Raw genomic sequence first — 16,427 nt, 5'->3', positions numbered from 1 at the left:
CGGCGTAGCGATGAAGTCGATGCCTAGCTCTTCAAGAGCCTTGCGAGGCTTTCCAGTCCGGCGAGATACATGCCAGCTGAAAAGGCCGCCCCGGTCGCAATTATCAAGATCCAGAGCAGCCGCAGGCCGACGCTCATCTCATTCCGGGGGTGGCTCCTCGTTGCGAACGGCAGTTGCAGGGAAGACCGGGAAAACGCGTGCCTCTGCTCGGTTTTGAAACCCGAGAATCCCCGGATCTCCCCTGCGCGGCCAGCGTGCCGAATCTGATTGCTGACCGCCCTCGTTTCCTCGCCGGGGTCGCCGTCAGCCTCAATGTGCGGTGATTGATGTATCAGCCGTTGATATGGTTCGCCGTGCTGCGCGACGAGCCGCGCTGCCTGGGCCCGGCGTTCGACCTTGAGCACCTGCAAGGCGCCGCGAATGCGCTGATCGACGGTATGCGGGGAGATGCCGAGCCGGGCCGCGATTTCCTTGGAGCTCAGGTGTTCGTTGACGAGCCGGAGGCATTCGAGCTGGCCCGGCGACAATCGCCGAACGCGGTCCGCCTCGACACCGTCGACTTCCAAAGGATCGTCTTGTTTTGCCACGGGATTCGGCACCCGAGCTCCTTTCGCTGCCGCGACATACCAACGCCGTCACGACTCCGCCCTCATCTAAGCCCAAGCGAGGGATTCCGCCAAATATTACGCTTTGACCGAATTTGTTCCGGCGACCGCGCTGTCGCCGTCGACCGGGGTTCGGCCGAGTTCGTGGTGGAGAGGGCTGGATTCGAACCAGCGTACGCTTGCGCGGGCAGATTTACAGTCTGCTGCCTTTAACCACTCGGCCACCTCTCCAGACTGCGGACGCGCAAATGGCGGCGGGGCGTCCCGCTGTCAACGCGTCACTGATCGCCCGACTGTTCCTTTTCAGTGCCGGGATAGGGGTCCCGACCAAGCAATCTGGCAAGCTGCGCCGAATTCGATGCAAGCATCCGCGCCGTCGCCAGGATCGGGTCGGGGACCTTGTCCAGCTCCTTGAAGTCCTTCGACTGCATCGCTTCGCCAACCCAGTAGCACGAACCCTGCGCCGGGATCGTCCAGCCGACATCGTTCAGCGCCTGGAAGATTTCTGCGACGGAGTGATGCGCGCCATCCTCGTTCCCGACGATCGCCGCCACGGCGATCTTGCCGAAGGCGGGGGTGCGCTCCCGGTCGTCGGTTTCGCTTAAAAAGGCATCCATGCGCTCAAGCACCCGCTTGGCGACGCTCGACGGCTGCCCCATCCAGATCGGCGTGCCGAAAATCAGGATGTCTGCGGCAAGAATGCGCGTGCGAAGCGCCGGCCAGTCGTCGCCCGGGCCCTCGTCCGACCGGACTCCCGGCAACACGTTGAAGTCGGCGATGCGGATGGTTTCCACCAAATCGACCTGGTGCTTGCGCAGCTCCCCGGCGATGAGGTCGATCATCGCGTCAGTCGAGGAGCTCTCCCCGCCGCTGCGCTTGAGCGTGCAATTGATGGCAATGGCCTTGGCGTTCACCCGCGCTCTCCCAGTTACGTGTACCGGAGAGCGTCCAAGCGGGCGCTAAGTTTCATCGGCCGCCGCGCGCGGGTTTATCCTGTGGTACGGATTGTCGCCCAGTCGCTTCGCGTCGGGCGCTCCAAAATTGCCGACCATGCACGCATGGTCGCATTTTGGAGCGGGTGAAGGGAATCGAACCCTCGTCGTAAGCTTGGAAGGCTTCTGCTCTACCATTGAGCTACACCCGCTTGTCGGCGCGCAATGCCACTCGCGGTCCGCATCCGTCAATCGGGCGGGTTGACGCGACCGGAAAGCGTCGACTACCCAATGACTTGATGACCAACCTGAACGCCATCGCCGCTGTTCGCAACGTCCACCAGTGGTGGCGTGCGCTGAATCTTGCGGCGCGATGGCGCGACTGATCGACGAGCCACACGATCATTCGACTGCCCGCCCGCCACCGGCGGGCTTTTTTGTTTCAGGATTCCATCATGCTCCAAGCTCTTCGTCCAATTGCCGACGCGCCGGCATCCCTCCCGCTCGACCTGCCCGTCCCCAACCCGCTGCCTCGTCTCCTCGCCGGTGAGGACTTGCCGAGTGAGGATGCCGAGCATCTGTTCGAGCGCCTCGTGCTGGGCAGGCTTGAACCGGCCGAGGTCGCCGGGATGCTCATCGCCTTGCGGATGAAGGGGGAGACCGCCGACGAAATGATCGGGGCAGCCCGCGCGCTCTTTGCCGCCGCGACGCCGTTCGAGCGCCCGGATTATGTGTTCGCCGATTGCTGCGGCACCGGCGGCGACGGGTCGGGGATGATCAACGTCTCGACCGCGGCCGCCTTCGTCGCTGCCGCGGCCGGGCTTCCCGTCGCCAAGCACGGCAATCGCAGCGTCAGCTCCAAATGCGGATCGGCCGACGTGCTCGAAGCGCTCGGCGCCAGGCTCGATGTGGCCCCCGGCGACGCCCGGCGAGCGCTGGACGAAACGGGATTCTGCTTCCTGTTTGCCCCGGCCTACCATCCCGGGATGAAACATGCGGCGCTGGTCCGGCGGCAGTTGCAGGTCCGCACGGTGATGAACTTGCTCGGCCCATGCATCAATCCGGCCCGGCCGCCGGTGCAATTGCTCGGCGTGGCCGACCCCAGGATGCTCCGGCGCATTGCCAGCACGCTCGATGCAATGGGCGTGCGCGAAGCGCTCGTCGTCCATGGCAGCGGCGTCGATGAGATTGCGCTCCACGCAGAGACGCGCGCGCTCCGGCTGTCCAATGGCGCTGTCGAGGAAGTGGAGATCACGCCGGAAGACGCCGGACTTGTACGAGCGCCGCTGAGTGTGGTGGCGGGCGGCGACGCGGCCGAGAATGCCGCTCGTCTGCGCGCGCTGCTCGATGGTGGTGGGGCGCAATCCGAACGCGATATCGTCGCGCTCAACGCAGGCGCGCTACTGATGACCGCCCGCCGCGCCGCCAACGTGCGCGAAGGTGTCGAGAAGGCCGCTGATGCGCTCGCGTCCGGCGCGGCAGGCAGGGTGCTCGACCGGTTCGTGGAGGCGAGCAATGGCTGAGCCCACCGGCATCCTCGCCGAGATCGCTGCCACCAAAAGGCGTGAGCTTGCGGCTCGCTTCGACGGCGTGGCGCTCGACGCGCTGCGCACTCGGGCGCAATCGACGGAGCGCAGCCTCACCGCCGCGCTCGCCAGGCCGGGCGCGCGCTTCATCCTCGAGATCAAGAAGGCGTCGCCGTCGGCGGGTGCTATCCGCGCCGGCGCCGACCCGGCCGCCATCGCCCGCGGCTATGCCGGCGTCGCCGACGCGCTGAGCGTGCTGATCGACGCGACCTACTTCGGCGGCGCCCTGGCCGATCTGACGGCGGCGCGCGGCGGCTTTGGCGGACCGATCCTCGCCAAGGATTTCTTCCTCGACCCGCGGCAGGTGGTCGAAGCCCGGATCGCCGGGGCCGACGCGGTGCTGGTGATGCTCTCGCTGGTCGACGACCCAACTGCTCGCAACCTGATTGCAGAAGCGCGCGCGCTCGGCATGGACGCGCTGGTCGAAGTTCACGACGAGCAGGAAATGCAGCGCGCGTTGGCCCTCGATGCGCCGCTGATCGGCATCAACAACCGCGACTTCAAGGACCTGTCGATCGACCTTTCAACGACCGAGCGGCTGGCGCCTTTAGCGCGAGGCCGGACGTTGGTCAGCGAGTCAGGCATTTCCAGCCGGAGCGACATCGACCGCCTCGCCAGCCGCGTCGACGCCTTCCTGATCGGCAGCTCGCTGATGCAGGCGCCCGATCCGGCCCAGGCGGCGCGGGCCCTGCTGTTCGGGCGGGTGAAATTGTGCGGGCTGACCCGCCGCGAGGATATCAGCGCAGGCGCCGCAGCTGCCTTCGCCGGGTTCGTCCTCGTCCCCGGTACCCCGCGCCACATCGGCGTCGAGCAGGCCGCGCCACTTGCCGGAATGGCCAGGCAGGCAGGCATTCGGCCGGTCGGCGTATTCCGCAACGCTTCCCACGGCATCGTTGGCGATGTTGCGACCCTGCTCAACCTGCATGCGGTGCAACTGCATGGCGGCGAAGATGGCGACTACGTCCGCGGCCTGCGCCGACAGTTGCCGCGAGAATGCGAAATCTGGACGGCGCTCAGCGTCGGCCGTGACCCGCTGCGCTCACGCGGCGGCGACCGGTTGCTGTTCGACAATGGCGACGGCGGCACCGGCCGAAGTTTCGATTGGACGGCGATCAAAGGGCATCCGGAGCTTCCGAGCAGCATCGTCGCCGGCGGGATCGGGGCGGAAAATGCGCGGTCGGCAGCAATGCTCGGCGGCTATGCGATGGATTGCGGCTCGGCGGTCGAGGCCGCGCCGGGCAAAAAGTCGGCGGAGAAGATCGGCGTCCTCTTCGATGCGCTCCGCCCGCGCTCGCGCATGGTGGACGAACAATGCGCCTAGATGGCCGCTTCGGCGAGTTTGGCGGATGTTTCGTGCCGGAAATCCTGGTCCCGGCGCTGGAGCAGCTTGAGGCGGCGTTCCTGGACGCCCAGGCCGATGACACTTTTACCGCAGAGCTGAACGGCCTGCTCGCGAACTACGCCGGTCGGCCGACGCCCCTGACTCGCTGCCGCAATCTTCCCGGCAACATCTACCTGAAGCGCGAAGACCTGCTCCACGGCGGGGCGCACAAGACCAATCAGGTGCTGGCTCAAGGCCTGCTCGCCAAGCGCATGGGCAAGCGTCGCCTGATCGCGGAGACCGGGGCCGGCCAGCATGGCGTTGCGACAGCGATCGCCGGGTCGCTGCTCGGCTTCGAAACGCGAATCTACATGGGCGCGCACGACGTCGAGCGGCAGCAGCTCAATGTTTTTAGGATGCAGCTGATGGGCGCCGAAGTGGTGCCGGTGGAAAGCGGCGGACGCGGGCTCAAGGACGCGATCAACGAGGCGCTGCGCGACTGGTCGGCAAGTTTCGGGGATACGCATTATTTGCTTGGCACCGCCGCCGGCCCGCACCCGTTTCCGCTGATGGTGCGGGAATTCCAGCGGGTCATCGGCCGCGAAGCCCGCGCACAGATACTCGACCAGCTCGGCCGCCTGCCCGACGCGGTCATCGCCTGCGTCGGCGGTGGATCCAACGCCATCGGCCTGTTCTCCGACTTCATCGACGACGCTGTGCAGCTGGTCGGCGTCGAGGCGGCGGGCAGGGGCCTGGACGGCTCCGAGCATGGCGCGACCCTGCTGCGCGGGCGGCCGGGCATCTTGCATGGCGCCGCAACCTACGTCCTCCAGGATGAAAACGGGCAGATCGCCGACAGCTGGTCGGTGTCGGCCGGGCTCGATTATCCGGCGGTCGGTCCGGAGCACGCGCACCTGAAAGACAGCGGCCGTGCGGATTACGTCGGGGCGACGGACGAAGACGCGCTCGCCGCCTTCAGGCTGCTGGCGGAGAAAGAAGGCATCCTTTGCGCCTTCGAATCCGCGCACGCGCTGGCTTACGCGCTCAAGCTTGCCGAAGAGCAGCCGGAGCGCATCCTGCTGGTCGGCTTGTCGGGCCGCGGCGACAAGGACGTCGCCCAGGCGCAACAGCTGCTGGGGCCATCGGCATGAGCCGTTACGCCGCAATGTTCGAGCGGCTCGCCGCGCGCGGCGAAGGCGCTTTTGGTGCCTTCGTTATGCTCGGCGATCCCGACCTTGTCACAAGCGCGCGGATTCTGCGCGAACTTGTCGCTGGCGGCGCCGACATGATCGAAGTCGGCATTCCATTTTCCGACCCGGTCGCCGACGGGCCGGTCATCCAGGCGGCGGCGCAACGGGCGTTGCGGTCGGGCGTGCGGGTCGACGACTGTTTCCGCCTCCTTGCCGGCTGCCGCGCGGACCATCCGGAGGTCCCCGTCGGCATCCTTACTTATGCCAACCTGGTGGTGGCGCGCGGGCGGACCGACTTTTTCGCACGGGCCGCAGCTGCCGGCGCCGACAGCCTGCTGGTCGCCGACCTGCCAGCGCTTGAGGCGGAGCCATGGGCGAGGGAAATGCGCCAGGCCGGATTGGAACCGGTGCTGATCGCCGCGGCCAATACGCCTGCCGCGACGCTTGATCGGATTGCCAGGTTGGGCGGCGGCTACACCTATTGCGTGACCCGGGCGGGCACCACCGGCACGCATGCGCAGGCACAGTTCGACGCCGGCCTGATCGGCACATTGCGCGCTCTCAGCGCGCCGCCGCCGGTGTTCGGCTTCGGAATCGCGCAGCCCGATCACGTCCGCGCCGCCTTAACCGCAGGCGCTGACGGCGTGATCAGCGGGTCGGCAATCGTCGCCTGCGCGGCCCGCGGCGGCGATGTCGCGGCGTTAGTTCACCAACTCAAATCAGCAACACGGAACGACTCGCTTCCGGAATGATTGAATCGCCTCGGTGAAGGAGGCGTGTTTCGATGGCTGCTCGGCCCATCTGGCGAGGACAAATCAGGCTGGCGTTGGTTTCGATCCCCGTCGAGCTCTATTCGGCGACGAAAAGCGGGGCTTCGATCCAGTTCCACCAGGTGCATGAGCCGTCCGGAAAGCGCATCAAGTACGAGAAAGTCGTCCCTGGGATCGGGCCCGTTGACCGCGACGAAATCGTCAAGGGCTATGAGGTGTCGAAGGGGCATTACGTCCTGCTCGATCCCGAAGAAATCGAAGCGGTGAAGCTGGAGAGCAAGAAGACGCTCGACCTCGTCCAGTTCGTCGACATCACCGACATTGACGCCATGTATTATGAAAAGCCTTATTACGTCGTGCCCGCGGACGACCTGGCCGAGGAAGCCTTCGTCGTGCTTCGCGAGGCGCTGCGGCAGGCGAAGAAGGTCGGCATCGGCCAGCTCGCCATGCGCGGGCAGGAATATGTCGTCGCGATCAAGCCGTGCGGACGCGGGATGCTGATGGAGACGCTGCGCTACGCCGACGAGGTCAATAAGGCGAACAGCTATTTTCGCGACATCGGCGACCACAAGCCGGACGAGGACCTGCTCGACCTCGCCTCGACGCTGATCGAGAAGAAGGCGGGCGAGTTCGACGCGTCGGAATTCCACAACCGCTATGTCGACGCGCTGCACAAGCTCATTGAAGAGAAGCAGCGCAAGAAAGGCGAGAAGGTCATGCAGGATCCCGACGCCGACGCGCCGGTGCCTAAGGGGTCGAACGTCATCGACCTGATGGCTGCGCTGAAGAAAAGCCTTGGCGACAGTGGTGACGAAGCCAAGCCGAAGGCGAAGGGCAAGGCGAAAGCCGCGCCGCGCAGCGCTGCCCGGCCGCGCTCGACCGGCACCAAGAAGGCGGCGTCCGGGGGGCGGAAGCGCTAAGCCATGGCGCGCGCGGCGAAGAAACTCGACATCGAAACGTACAACAAGAAGCGCGACTTCTCGAAGACCAAGGAGCCCAAGGGCCGCAAGCTAAAGGGCAAGGGCGACAGCTTCGTCGTCCAGAAGCATGAGGCCTCTCGCCTGCACTGGGACTTCCGGCTCGAGCTCGACGGCGTCCTTAAAAGCTGGGCGGTGCCAAAGGGTCCCAGCCTCGATCCCGGCACCAACCGCTTGGCGATGCGGACCGAGGATCACCCGCTCGATTACGGCAGCTTCGAAGGGACGATCCCGAAGGCCGAATATGGCGGCGGCACGGTGATGCTGTGGGACCAGGGCCGCTGGATCCCGCACCCCGACAAGGACCCGCGCAAGACGATCGAGGAAGGCCACCTCCACTTCACGCTGGAAGGCGAGCGGATGAAGGGGGAATGGGTGATGTTCCGCCTGAAGGGCAAGCCGGGCGACAGCAGCGAAGCGTGGATGCTGAAGAAAGTCACCGACGAATTTGCCGATGCCGACAATGGCGACGCGCTGGTCAGCGAATGCACCAGCAGTGTCACCACCGGCCGGACGATGGCTGAGATCGCGTCAGGCGAAGACGTCTGGCGGTCGAATCGCGGCGGGCAAAAGGGCAGCCGGGCCAAAAAGAAAGCGAGCGACGCGCCGCCGCCGTTCGAGGCGCCGCAGCTCGCTACCTTGGTCGACGAAGTGCCGGCCGGGTCGAACTGGCTGTTCGAATATAAGTATGACGGATACCGGCTGCTGATCGCCACCGGCAGCGGCGCGGCGACGGCCTGGACCCGCAACGGCAAGGACTGGAGCGACAAGTTTCGCGGCTTGGTCAAGGCGGCTGCCGACCTTCCGCCCGGTTGCCTTATCGACGGCGAAGCGGTGGCGCTGGGCGACAATGGCAAGCCCGATTTTCAGCTTTTGCAATCGACGCTGAAGGGCGAGAAGGGTCACAACCTGGCCTTCTACGCCTTCGACCTGCTGATCGACCGCGGCGAGGACATTCGCAAGCTGACGAACCTGGAACGCAAGGCTCGGCTGCAGGCCTTGCTGGCCGACGCGCCGTCGGCGATCCTTTATGGCGACCACATCGTGGGCAAGGGCGAGGCCTTGTTCAACGCCATCTGCGCGGAGGGCGGCGAGGGCGTGATAGCCAAGAAGGCCGATGCGCCCTACCGGGCCGGCCGGTCGAAAGGCTGGCTCAAGATCAAGTGCATCAACCGGCAGGAATTCGTCATTGTCGGCTGGTCGGAAAGCGACCGCCGGGTGGGTTTCCGCTCCTTGCTTCTGGCGGCGAAGGAAAGCGGCAAGCTGACCTACGTCGGCAAGGTCGGCACCGGCTTCAACACGCAGATGCTGCACGACATGATGGATCGGATGAAGCCGATGGAGATCGCCAAGGCGCCGGTCGAAGTGCCGCGGGCCGAGCGCAAGGGCGCCCACTTCATCCGCCCCGAGCTGGTCTGCGAAGTCGCATTCACCGAGTTCACGTCGGAAGGAATCCTGCGCCACCCGAGCTTCATCGCGCTGCGCGAGGACAAGCCGGCAAAGGACGTGGTCGTGGAAACACCGAAGTCTCTGCCGAAAGCGGACAAGCCGAAGACGGCGGCCAAGCAGCGGAAGCACAAGACGCCGGAAGATTTCGGGATCGCGATCAGCAATCCCGACCGCCAGATTTTCCCGACCGAGCACCTGACCAAGGGCGACCTTGCCAATTATTATGCGGCGATCGACCCGCTGCTGATGGTCGACGCAGCCAACCGGCCGATCACCCTGATCCGCTGCCCCCAGGGCCGGGCCAAGAAGTGCTTTTTCCAGAAGCACGACACCGGATCGATGGGCGAGCACGTCAAGCACGTCGCGATCGTCGAGAAAAAGGGCGGGACGCAGGATTACCTTTGCGTGGACGACGTTCGCGGCATCCTGTCGTGCGTTCAGATGGGTACGATCGAATTCCACGGCTGGGGCAGCCGCGCCGACAAGGTCGAGTGTCCGGACCGCCTGGTGTTTGACCTCGACCCTGACGAGGGGCTCGACTTCAGCGCCGTGCGCGATGCGGCGCGGCGGTTGCGGGAGCTGCTTGGCGAGATGGGGCTGGAAACGTTTCCGCTGCTGACCGGCGGCAAGGGCCTGCATGTCGTCGCCCCGTTGGATGCGTCGGCGGATTGGGCGGCGGTGACCAGCTTCGCCGAGCGCTTTTCCCGCGCGGTTGCGGAAGCCGAACCAGAGCGCTTCACCGCCAACATGCGCAAGGTACAGCGCAAGGGCCGCATCTTCCTCGATTGGCTTCGCAACCAGCGCGGGTCCACCGCGGTATTGCCTTATTCGGTTCGGGCCCGCGAGGGCGCGCCAGTGTGCGCGCCAATCGCCTGGGAGGAATTGGACAAGTATAGAGGCGGCAATGCCTTTACGATCCGCGACGTCGATCGCCTGTTCGAACGTTCGCAATCCAAGCTGCTCGCCGGCTGGGGAGAAGCGAACCAAGCGCTTCCTTCGACCTGAGTCTCAAGCGACCATCCGCGATGCCGGTTCCAGCCACGCCGGCAGGGCCGCGGCCCATAATAGCCCCATCTGCAAGTCCAGCCGCGACGGCTGGACCGGCTCCAAGCCGCTGCCGGGGTAAAAGGTCATCTCGCCGAAGCGCGCCTTGCCGTCGACCTGGTAGAAGTCCGCGCGAACGAAGCAGAAGCCAGCGCCAAGGCGCTCGGCCGCGCGAAGCATCACCGAAAGCTCGGCAGGCGGCGCAGGGTCCGGATCGCTGCTGGCCTCGGAAACACGCTGCCACTGGCGATCGAGGACGATCCAGCGGTGCCGTCCCGCGCGGTCGAGATGCACCTGCACGAAGCGGGCCTCGCCGCCGAAGACGAACACCTTGTAATCGACCGGCAGGGTCGGCGCCTCGCCGATGAACGGCTCCACCAGCAAGCCGCGTTCGATCTGACCGTAAAGCCATTCGTCGAGCCATCCGCCATAGCTTCGCCGCATCCAGCGTCGTGACTGGCGCACGGCTTGCTTGTGACCCGCTAGGTCGTGGACGACGATGGTGTGGCCGCAACCGTGCCGGGATTTGACCACATAGGGGAACTCCCACGCCGGCTCGGCGGGCAAAGTGACGCCCCGCCACAAGGTCGGGGTCACCCAGTCGGGGCCGAGCTGGTCGGCAACGAAATCCTTGGCATGCAGCTTGTCGGCAAGTCGCGGCAGGCGGGGATCGCGGTCGTACAGCTTGCGATGCTGCACCCACTCCGTGAACAGCCGCGGCTGCGCTAGCCGGGCCAGACGGTGATGGCGCCACCAATAGGTCAACTGGATCCGAAACGGGCTGCTGCCGACGGCGGTCGGCGGGTCGAAGGGCAGTCCCATTGCGCTCTAGCGTATCGAGTGGTGCCTTCGTTCCGAACCCCGCCCAAAGGCCATGCGATTTGTCGAACGATCAGCGGCTTTTGCAAAACCTCTTGCCGCGCGTAGGGTCGGCGAATGCGCGCATTCCTCCTCATCCTCACCCTTTTCACCACCGCCGCTCCTGCTGCTGCTCCGGCCGAGCGTGACCGATGGCAGGCTCAAGCGGCGCGCGTGACGATTACGCGGGATGACTGGGGGATCGCCCACATCAAGGGCCGCACCGATGCGGACGCCGTGTTCGGGATGATCTATGCGCAGGCGGAAGACGATTTTCCGCGCATTGAAGCGAATTATCTGACCGCGCTCGGCCGGACCGCCGAAGCCGAAGGCGAAAAGGCGATCTGGAAGGATCTTCGCGCACGGCTCTATGTCAGTGAAGAGAAGCTTCGCGCCGACTATGGCCGAAGCCCCGACTGGCTCAAGCGGCTGATGGACGCGTGGGCGGACGGTCTCAACTACTACCTTGCCACGCACCCGCGCGTGACGCCCAAGGTGCTGACCCGCTTCGAACCATGGATGGCGCTTTCGTTTACGGAAGGCAGCATCGGCGGCGACATCGAACGCATCGACCTGAAAGACCTTGAGCGGTTCTACTCGGTGCGGCGGAACCCCGGATACGGCGCCGGCGCCGCGCTTGCGGCCGTGCCGAATGCAGAGCGGCTGCCCGAGCCCGCCGGGTCGAACGGAATCGCGATTGCACCGAAACTGACGCTTGGCGGCAACGCGCTGCTGCTGATCAACCCGCACACCAGCTTCTTCTTCCGCTCCGAGCAGCAGGTGACCAGCGGCGAGGGACTCAACGTCTATGGCGCTGCGACCTGGGGCCAGTTTTTCATCTACCAGGGGTTCAACCAGAACGCCGGCTGGATGCACACGTCGAGCGGCGTGGACAGCGTCGACGAATTTGCAGTGCAGGTCGAACAGCCCGAAATCGGGCCACGGTACCGTTACGGAAACAGCTGGCGGCGGATGCAGCAGCAGCCGGTGACAATCCGCTATCGCGCAGGCGACGGCACGATGGCGCAGCGCAGCTTCACCACCTTCGCCACGCATCAGGGCCCGATCGTGCGAAGCGACGACCAGGGGCGCTGGATCGCCTTTGCGATGATGGACAAGCCGGTGCTTGCGCTCGAGCAGTCGTTCCTGCGGACCAAGACCCGCGACCTCGATTCCTTCCTCGCGGTGGCGGCGCGGCAGGCGAACAGTTCAAACGATACGATCTTTGCCGACCGGAAGGGCGCCGTCGCTTATCTGCACCCGCAATTCGTGCCGATCCGCGACGATCGCTTCGATTACACCAAGCCGGTGGATGGCAGCGATCCGGCAACGGCCTGGCGGGGGCTGCATCCCCTGGCCGAATTGCCGGCAGCAATGCGGCCGCCGGTCGGGTGGGTGCAGAACACGAACACCTGGCCCTATCGCGCCGCCGGGCCGGACAGTCCTGACCAGCGCCGTTTCCCCAAATATATGGATGTCGACGGCGAGAACTTCCGCGGGCTGCATGCGCTGCAGCTGCTGCAGGGAAGCAAGGGCTGGACGCTGGGCAAGCTGCAGGCGGCGGCGTTCGACAGCTACCAGCCCGGTTTCGCTGCAATGATCCCGGCGCTCGCCGCGGCTTATGATGGCCTGGCGCGGACCGACCCGCGGCGCGCGGAGCTTGCCGGGCCGGTGCAGGCCCTTCGCACCTGGAACTATCGCTGGGGCGCGGGCTCCGTGGCGCAATCAGTGGCGATGTTCTGGGCCAACGCGCTGGTTAGAAAGCTCAGCATTCCCATGGCCGAACCGACCAACGTCACCTCGATGCGGATCACGCGTGATACGACGCCCACGCAGAAGCTCGAAGCGCTGCAGGCAGCGGTCGAGCGGCTAACGAAGGAATTTGGCAGCTGGCGGACGCCGTGGGGCGAGATCAACCGCTTCCAGCGGATATCGCCGGCGATCGACCATCCGTTCAGCGACGCCGCACCCAGCATCCCGATCCCGTTTGCGTCGGGCATTTATGGCTCGCTGGCATCGGTCGGGTCGGCACCGCGCAAGGGGAGCAAGCGCTGGTACGGGAACGGTGGCAACAGCTTCGTTGCGGTGGTCGAATTCGGCAATCGGGTACGGGCCCGGGCGGTGACTGCCGGGGGCGTGAGCGGCGACCCGAAATCACCGCACTTCAACGACCAGGCCGAACGCTACGCGAGCGGCAACCTGCGCGAGGTCTATTTCTACCCGGACCAGCTGAAGGGCCATAGCGAGCGGGTGTACCGCCCGGGCGAATAGCTAGGCGTCGGCGAAGCGGTCCGTTGCCCGCACCAGTCCGTCGAGGATGCCGGGCTCGTTGTAGAGGTGGCCGCCGTCGGGGACGATCTGAAGGTCAACCTCCGGCCATGCCCGCTTCAGCGCCCAGGCGGCGCGGGGCGGGGTGCAGCTGTCGTGGCGGCCCTGAACGATGATGCCGGGAATGTGCCGGATCTTGTCGGCGCCGCGCAGCAGCTGGCCTTCGTCCAGCCAGCCCTTGTTGATCATGTAATGGTTCTCGATCCGCGCGATCGAGATCGCCTTGTCGCTTTCGGTGAACTCTTCCATCACGGCTGGGCTGGGGAGCAGCGTGACGGTCCGGCCCTCCCAGCGGCTGAACGCTTGGGCAGCGGCAATTTGAGTCTGCTTGTCGTCGCTGGTGAGCCGCTTGCGATAGGCCTGGAGCAGGTCGGCGCGTTCTTCTTGCGGGATCGGCGCGACGAATTCGTCCCAGCCGTCGGGGTAGATCGAGCTGGCGCCGCCCTCGGCATAAAGCCAGTCGAGTTCATATTGCTGGAACAGGAAGATGCCGCGCAGCACCAGTTCGGTGACCCGGTCGGGATAGGTCTGGGCGTAAGCGAGCGCGAGGGTCGAGCCCCAGCTACCGCCGAACACCATCCACTTGTCGACCTTTGCGACCCGTGTGCGCAGCTTCTCGATGTCGTCGATCAGGTCCCAGGTGGTGTTGTTCTCCAAGCTCGCGAAGGGCTTCGACTTGCCGCAGCCGCGCTGGTCGAAGACGAGGATCTTGTACTTTCCCGGGTTGAATTGGCGGCGATGCGATGGCGAGGAGCCGCCACCGGGACCGCCGTGGAGGAAGACGACGGGCTTGCCGTCGGGATTTCCGCTAAGCTCCCAATACAGGCTGTGGCCGTCGCCGACGTCGAGCATCCCGGTCTCGTACGGCTCGAATTCCGGGTAGAGGCCGCGGCGCTGCTGGGTCTGCATGTCCATTAGAAGCTCAGCTCCTGGTAAATCCGGCGCACGTCGCCTTGCCATTCGCCGTTGAATCGGTCGAGCAGGCGGTCGGCGGGCGATTGGCCGGTGGCGACGATATCGTGCAGCGGATCGAGGAACCCGCTTTCATTGTCTCCGGCGGAATTGACGCGGGCGCGCCGGTTCAAACCCTGGGACGCGATTGCGACAACTTGGCGCGCGAGTTCCAACATCGTCCCACCGCCCGGGACCGGCGTGCGCAGCCCGAGCTTGGGCACGTCGTGGCGCAACTGTTCGCGCTCTTCGATCGACCAGTGCTTCGCCAGCTCCCACGCCGCACCAAGCGCTTGGTCGTCGTACAGCAGGCCCACCCACAGCGCGGGCAGCGCACAAATCTTGCCCCAGCGGCCGCCGTCCGCGCCGCGCATTTCGAGGAAGCTCTTCAGCCGCACTTCGGGAAAGGCGGTGGAGAGGTGATCGGTGAAATCGGTCAATCGCGGCTTCTCGCCCGGAAGCTGCGGCAATTTGCCGTCGAGGAAGGCGCGAAAACTCTCGCCGGCGACGTCGATGTACTTCCCGTCGCGGTAGACGAAGTACATCGGCACATCGAGCGCGTAGTCGAGATAGCGTTCGTACCCGAAGCCCTCTTCGAACACGAACGGCAGCATGCCGGTGCGATCGGGGTCGGTGTCTTCCCAGATATGGCTGCGGAAGCTGAGGTAACCGTTGGGCTTGCCTTCGGTCAGCGGCGAGTTGGCGAACAGCGCTGTCGCCACCGGCTGCAGGGCCAGGCCGACGCGGAACTTGGCGACCATGTCGGCTTCGCTGGAATAGTCGAGGTTCACCTGGATCGTGCAGGTGCGGAGCATCATGTCGAGGCCGAGGCTGCCGACCTTCGGCATGTAGTTGAGCATGATCGCGTAGCGGCCCTTGGGCATGATCGGCAGTTCGGCCCGGGTTTTGTCGGGCCACATGCCGAGGCCAAGGAAGCCGACGCCGAGGCGCTCGCCGATGGCCTTTGCCTGCTTGAGATGGCGGCCGGCTTCGGCGCAGGTTTCGTGCAGGTCGGTCAGCGCCGCGCCGGAAAGCTCGAGCTGCCCAGCGGGTTCCAGGCTGATCGTGCCATCGGGCCCGGACAGGGCGATGACGTTGCCGTTCTCAATCACCGGCGACCAGCCGAATTCGGTCATGCCCATCAGCAGGTCGCGGATGCCGCCGGGCTCGTCGTAGGACGGGGCTCGGAAATCGGCGGTGCGATAGACGAATTTCTCGTGCTCGGTACCGATGCGCCAGCTTTCGCGCGGCTTCGCACCGCCGGAAAAGACCTTAAGCAGGTCGTCGCGGCCCTCGATCAGCGGGCTTTCGCTCTCATCGGTCCGCGTCGTCATCGTCTGCGCGCCCTAGCGGCGCGTTTGCAGGCGCGCCAGCAGGTTTCGTTTATGAACCGAACAGCCGGCCTTATCCGCGCCAGTCGCCGGCAACGGCCATGTACGAAGCCAAGGCGGCGAGCGCTGCCGTCTCGGCCCGAAGGATGCGCGGGCCGAGCGAGATTGCGACGGCATTTGGCCGGGCGCGGATCAGTTGGCGTTCGTCATCGGTGAAGCCGCCTTCGGGACCGGTCAGGATGGTCGCCGGCCCGGGCATGAAGCTGGACACCGCGGGCTCCCCGCCATTTTCGTCGGCGAAGTAAAGGCGGCGCCCGCTGTCTTGCAGGAACAGCTTGAGCGGCACCGGCTCGTCGATCTTCGGCAGTACGGTTCGACCGCATTGCTCCGCCGCTTCGATGGAGATCGATTGCAGCCGCTCCAGTTTCACCCGGTCAACGTTCGTGCGCTGCGTGACCACCGGGATCAGCCGCGCGGCGCCAAGCTCGGTCGCCTTCTCCACCAGCCAATCGGTCTGGGTCCGCTTTACCGGCGCGAAGGCGAGCCAGACATCGGGAATCGTTTCGGGCGCCTGGGTCTGGCGCTCGACGGCAAGCGTCATCCGCTTCTTTCCGGCCTCGGCGACGCGGGCGAGCCATTCGCCGGAAGCACCGTCGAACAGCAGTAGCTCCGCGCCTTCGCCAAGGCGCATGACGTTGCCGAGATAGTTGGCCTGGTCGCGATCCAGTTCGATGCTCGCGCCCTCGGCCAGCGGCTGCCGAACGAATAGGCGCGGGAGGCCCTTCGGCGGCCAGGCGGGTGTTGCGGGCATAGAGACGCGCTTAGCGGGCGCGGCTAATGTTCGCTATGGGTGGAAAGCGGACACTACGTCCAAGGGTGCGCTCTGATAGTCGCGTAAAGGTCGCGCCATTCAGACGGCGGCTCGTTTAACCCGGAGTAAGTGTCCTGTTCGCCGGCAGGTAAGGCGGAGAACCAGCGATAGAACTTGTCGTAGTAGTCCTCGCCCGCACCCATCCTCCAGCCAATCGCGCCAGACGGAATGTCAGGATACTTAAGCCAAGGTGGTTCCATCAGCGGCTGGTATA

The 16,427-nt window shown here is 65.5% G+C and carries 14 protein-coding genes and 2 tRNA genes; 8 read left to right on the top strand and 8 right to left on the bottom strand.

Features of this window, described 5'->3' with window-relative positions; all coding sequences use genetic code 11:
• Window positions 1–23 precede the first annotated feature (23 nt).
• From G7078_RS10375 to G7078_RS10360, 4 genes are all read right to left on the bottom strand, one after another.
• Window positions 24–599, bottom strand: coding sequence for a response regulator transcription factor (locus G7078_RS10375; protein ID WP_166095779.1), 576 nt, complete (start codon window positions 597–599; stop codon window positions 24–26).
• Between the two features lie 151 nt (window positions 600–750).
• Window positions 751–836: transfer RNA gene (locus tag G7078_RS10370), tRNA-Tyr, on the bottom strand.
• A 47-nt stretch (window positions 837–883) separates the two neighbouring features.
• A complete protein-coding gene (locus G7078_RS10365; RefSeq protein WP_166095777.1) occupies window positions 884–1,519 on the bottom strand; it encodes a flavodoxin family protein in 636 nt (211 codons plus the stop codon).
• A 156-nt stretch (window positions 1,520–1,675) separates the two neighbouring features.
• Window positions 1,676–1,749 (bottom strand) — tRNA-Gly (locus tag G7078_RS10360).
• Here G7078_RS10360 and G7078_RS10355 point away from each other — a divergent pair.
• The 7 genes from G7078_RS10355 to ligD all read left to right on the top strand — a co-directional run bounded on the left by G7078_RS10355 (window position 1,735) and on the right by ligD (window position 9,835).
• Entirely contained in the window at window positions 1,735–1,923 is a 189-nt protein-coding gene (locus G7078_RS10355) for a hypothetical protein (RefSeq protein ID WP_166095775.1), read from the top strand. The genes G7078_RS10360 and G7078_RS10355 overlap by 15 nt on opposite strands.
• Window positions 1,924–1,992: 69 nt before the next feature.
• Window positions 1,993–3,060, top strand: a complete 1,068-nt coding sequence (gene trpD / locus G7078_RS10350) for an anthranilate phosphoribosyltransferase (RefSeq protein WP_166095773.1) — start codon at window positions 1,993–1,995, stop codon at window positions 3,058–3,060.
• The gene (gene trpCF / locus G7078_RS10345; RefSeq protein ID WP_166095771.1) at window positions 3,053–4,444 is read left to right on the top strand and encodes a bifunctional indole-3-glycerol-phosphate synthase TrpC/phosphoribosylanthranilate isomerase TrpF; all 1,392 of its coding nucleotides are present in this window, start codon (window positions 3,053–3,055) and stop codon (window positions 4,442–4,444) included. Before trpD ends, trpCF begins: the two co-directional genes overlap by 8 nt.
• Entirely contained in the window at window positions 4,435–5,595 is a 1,161-nt protein-coding gene (gene trpB / locus G7078_RS10340; RefSeq protein ID WP_166095769.1) for a tryptophan synthase subunit beta, read from the top strand. The genes trpCF and trpB overlap by 10 nt, the downstream gene beginning before the upstream one ends.
• Complete coding sequence (trpA, locus tag G7078_RS10335) at window positions 5,592–6,386, top strand: tryptophan synthase subunit alpha (protein ID WP_166095766.1); 795 nt, start codon at window positions 5,592–5,594, stop codon at window positions 6,384–6,386. Before trpB ends, trpA begins: the two co-directional genes overlap by 4 nt.
• A 32-nt stretch (window positions 6,387–6,418) precedes the next feature.
• The gene (gene ku, locus G7078_RS10330; protein ID WP_166095764.1) at window positions 6,419–7,324 is read left to right on the top strand and encodes a non-homologous end joining protein Ku; all 906 of its coding nucleotides are present in this window, start codon (window positions 6,419–6,421) and stop codon (window positions 7,322–7,324) included.
• Between the two features lie 3 nt (window positions 7,325–7,327).
• On the top strand, window positions 7,328–9,835 hold the full coding sequence (gene ligD / locus G7078_RS10325; RefSeq protein WP_166095762.1) for a DNA ligase D: 2,508 nt from the start codon (window positions 7,328–7,330) through the stop codon (window positions 9,833–9,835).
• A 3-nt stretch (window positions 9,836–9,838) separates the two neighbouring features.
• Here the strand turns inward: ligD and G7078_RS10320 are convergent, their stop codons facing one another.
• Window positions 9,839–10,696 (bottom strand): ATP-grasp fold amidoligase family protein, encoded by an 858-nt coding sequence (locus tag G7078_RS10320; RefSeq protein WP_166095760.1) that lies wholly within the window; start codon window positions 10,694–10,696, stop codon window positions 9,839–9,841.
• A 114-nt stretch (window positions 10,697–10,810) separates the two neighbouring features.
• On the opposite strand from G7078_RS10320, the gene G7078_RS10315 reads away from it, so the two are divergent.
• Entirely contained in the window at window positions 10,811–13,003 is a 2,193-nt protein-coding gene (locus G7078_RS10315) for a penicillin acylase family protein (RefSeq protein WP_166095757.1), read from the top strand.
• Here G7078_RS10315 and pip read toward each other — a convergent pair whose 3' ends face one another.
• The 3 genes from pip to G7078_RS10300 form a co-directional block, all read right to left on the bottom strand.
• Entirely contained in the window at window positions 13,004–13,969 is a 966-nt protein-coding gene (gene pip, locus G7078_RS10310; protein ID WP_166096344.1) for a prolyl aminopeptidase, read from the bottom strand.
• A 5-nt stretch (window positions 13,970–13,974) separates the two neighbouring features.
• Window positions 13,975–15,345: a glutamate--cysteine ligase gene (locus G7078_RS10305; RefSeq protein ID WP_166095755.1), complete on the bottom strand. Its 1,371-nt coding sequence runs from the start codon at window positions 15,343–15,345 to the stop codon at window positions 13,975–13,977.
• A gap of 70 nt (window positions 15,346–15,415) precedes the next feature.
• Window positions 15,416–16,153 (bottom strand): 16S rRNA (uracil(1498)-N(3))-methyltransferase, encoded by a 738-nt coding sequence (locus G7078_RS10300; protein WP_166095753.1) that lies wholly within the window; start codon window positions 16,151–16,153, stop codon window positions 15,416–15,418.
• Between the last annotated feature and the right edge of the window lie 274 nt (window positions 16,154–16,427).

The sequence above is a fragment of the Sphingomonas sinipercae genome (assembly GCF_011302055.1).
In the GTDB taxonomy this organism is placed as follows: Bacteria; Pseudomonadota; Alphaproteobacteria; order Sphingomonadales; family Sphingomonadaceae; genus Sphingomicrobium; species Sphingomicrobium sinipercae.
This window is presented reverse-complemented; position numbering and strand designations above follow the sequence as displayed.

What these genes read in the sequence shown, in the direction of transcription:
- G7078_RS10320 (WP_166095760.1), bottom strand. Translation starts at nt 10,696, where the DNA reads ATGGGACTGCCCTTCGACCCGCCGACCGCCGTCGGCAGCAGCCCGTTT.
- G7078_RS10305 (WP_166095755.1), bottom strand. Translation starts at nt 15,345, where the DNA reads ATGACGACGCGGACCGATGAGAGCGAAAGCCCGCTGATCGAGGGCCGC.
- trpCF (WP_166095771.1), top strand. Translation starts at nt 3,053, where the DNA reads ATGGCTGAGCCCACCGGCATCCTCGCCGAGATCGCTGCCACCAAAAGG.
- G7078_RS10315 (WP_166095757.1), top strand. Translation starts at nt 10,811, where the DNA reads ATGCGCGCATTCCTCCTCATCCTCACCCTTTTCACCACCGCCGCTCCT.
- ligD (WP_166095762.1), top strand. Translation starts at nt 7,328, where the DNA reads ATGGCGCGCGCGGCGAAGAAACTCGACATCGAAACGTACAACAAGAAG.
- trpD (WP_166095773.1), top strand. Translation starts at nt 1,993, where the DNA reads ATGCTCCAAGCTCTTCGTCCAATTGCCGACGCGCCGGCATCCCTCCCG.
- trpA (WP_166095766.1), top strand. Translation starts at nt 5,592, where the DNA reads ATGAGCCGTTACGCCGCAATGTTCGAGCGGCTCGCCGCGCGCGGCGAA.
- pip (WP_166096344.1), bottom strand. Translation starts at nt 13,969, where the DNA reads ATGCAGACCCAGCAGCGCCGCGGCCTCTACCCGGAATTCGAGCCGTAC.
- trpB (WP_166095769.1), top strand. Translation starts at nt 4,435, where the DNA reads ATGCGCCTAGATGGCCGCTTCGGCGAGTTTGGCGGATGTTTCGTGCCG.
- ku (WP_166095764.1), top strand. Translation starts at nt 6,419, where the DNA reads ATGGCTGCTCGGCCCATCTGGCGAGGACAAATCAGGCTGGCGTTGGTT.
- G7078_RS10300 (WP_166095753.1), bottom strand. Translation starts at nt 16,153, where the DNA reads ATGCCCGCAACACCCGCCTGGCCGCCGAAGGGCCTCCCGCGCCTATTC.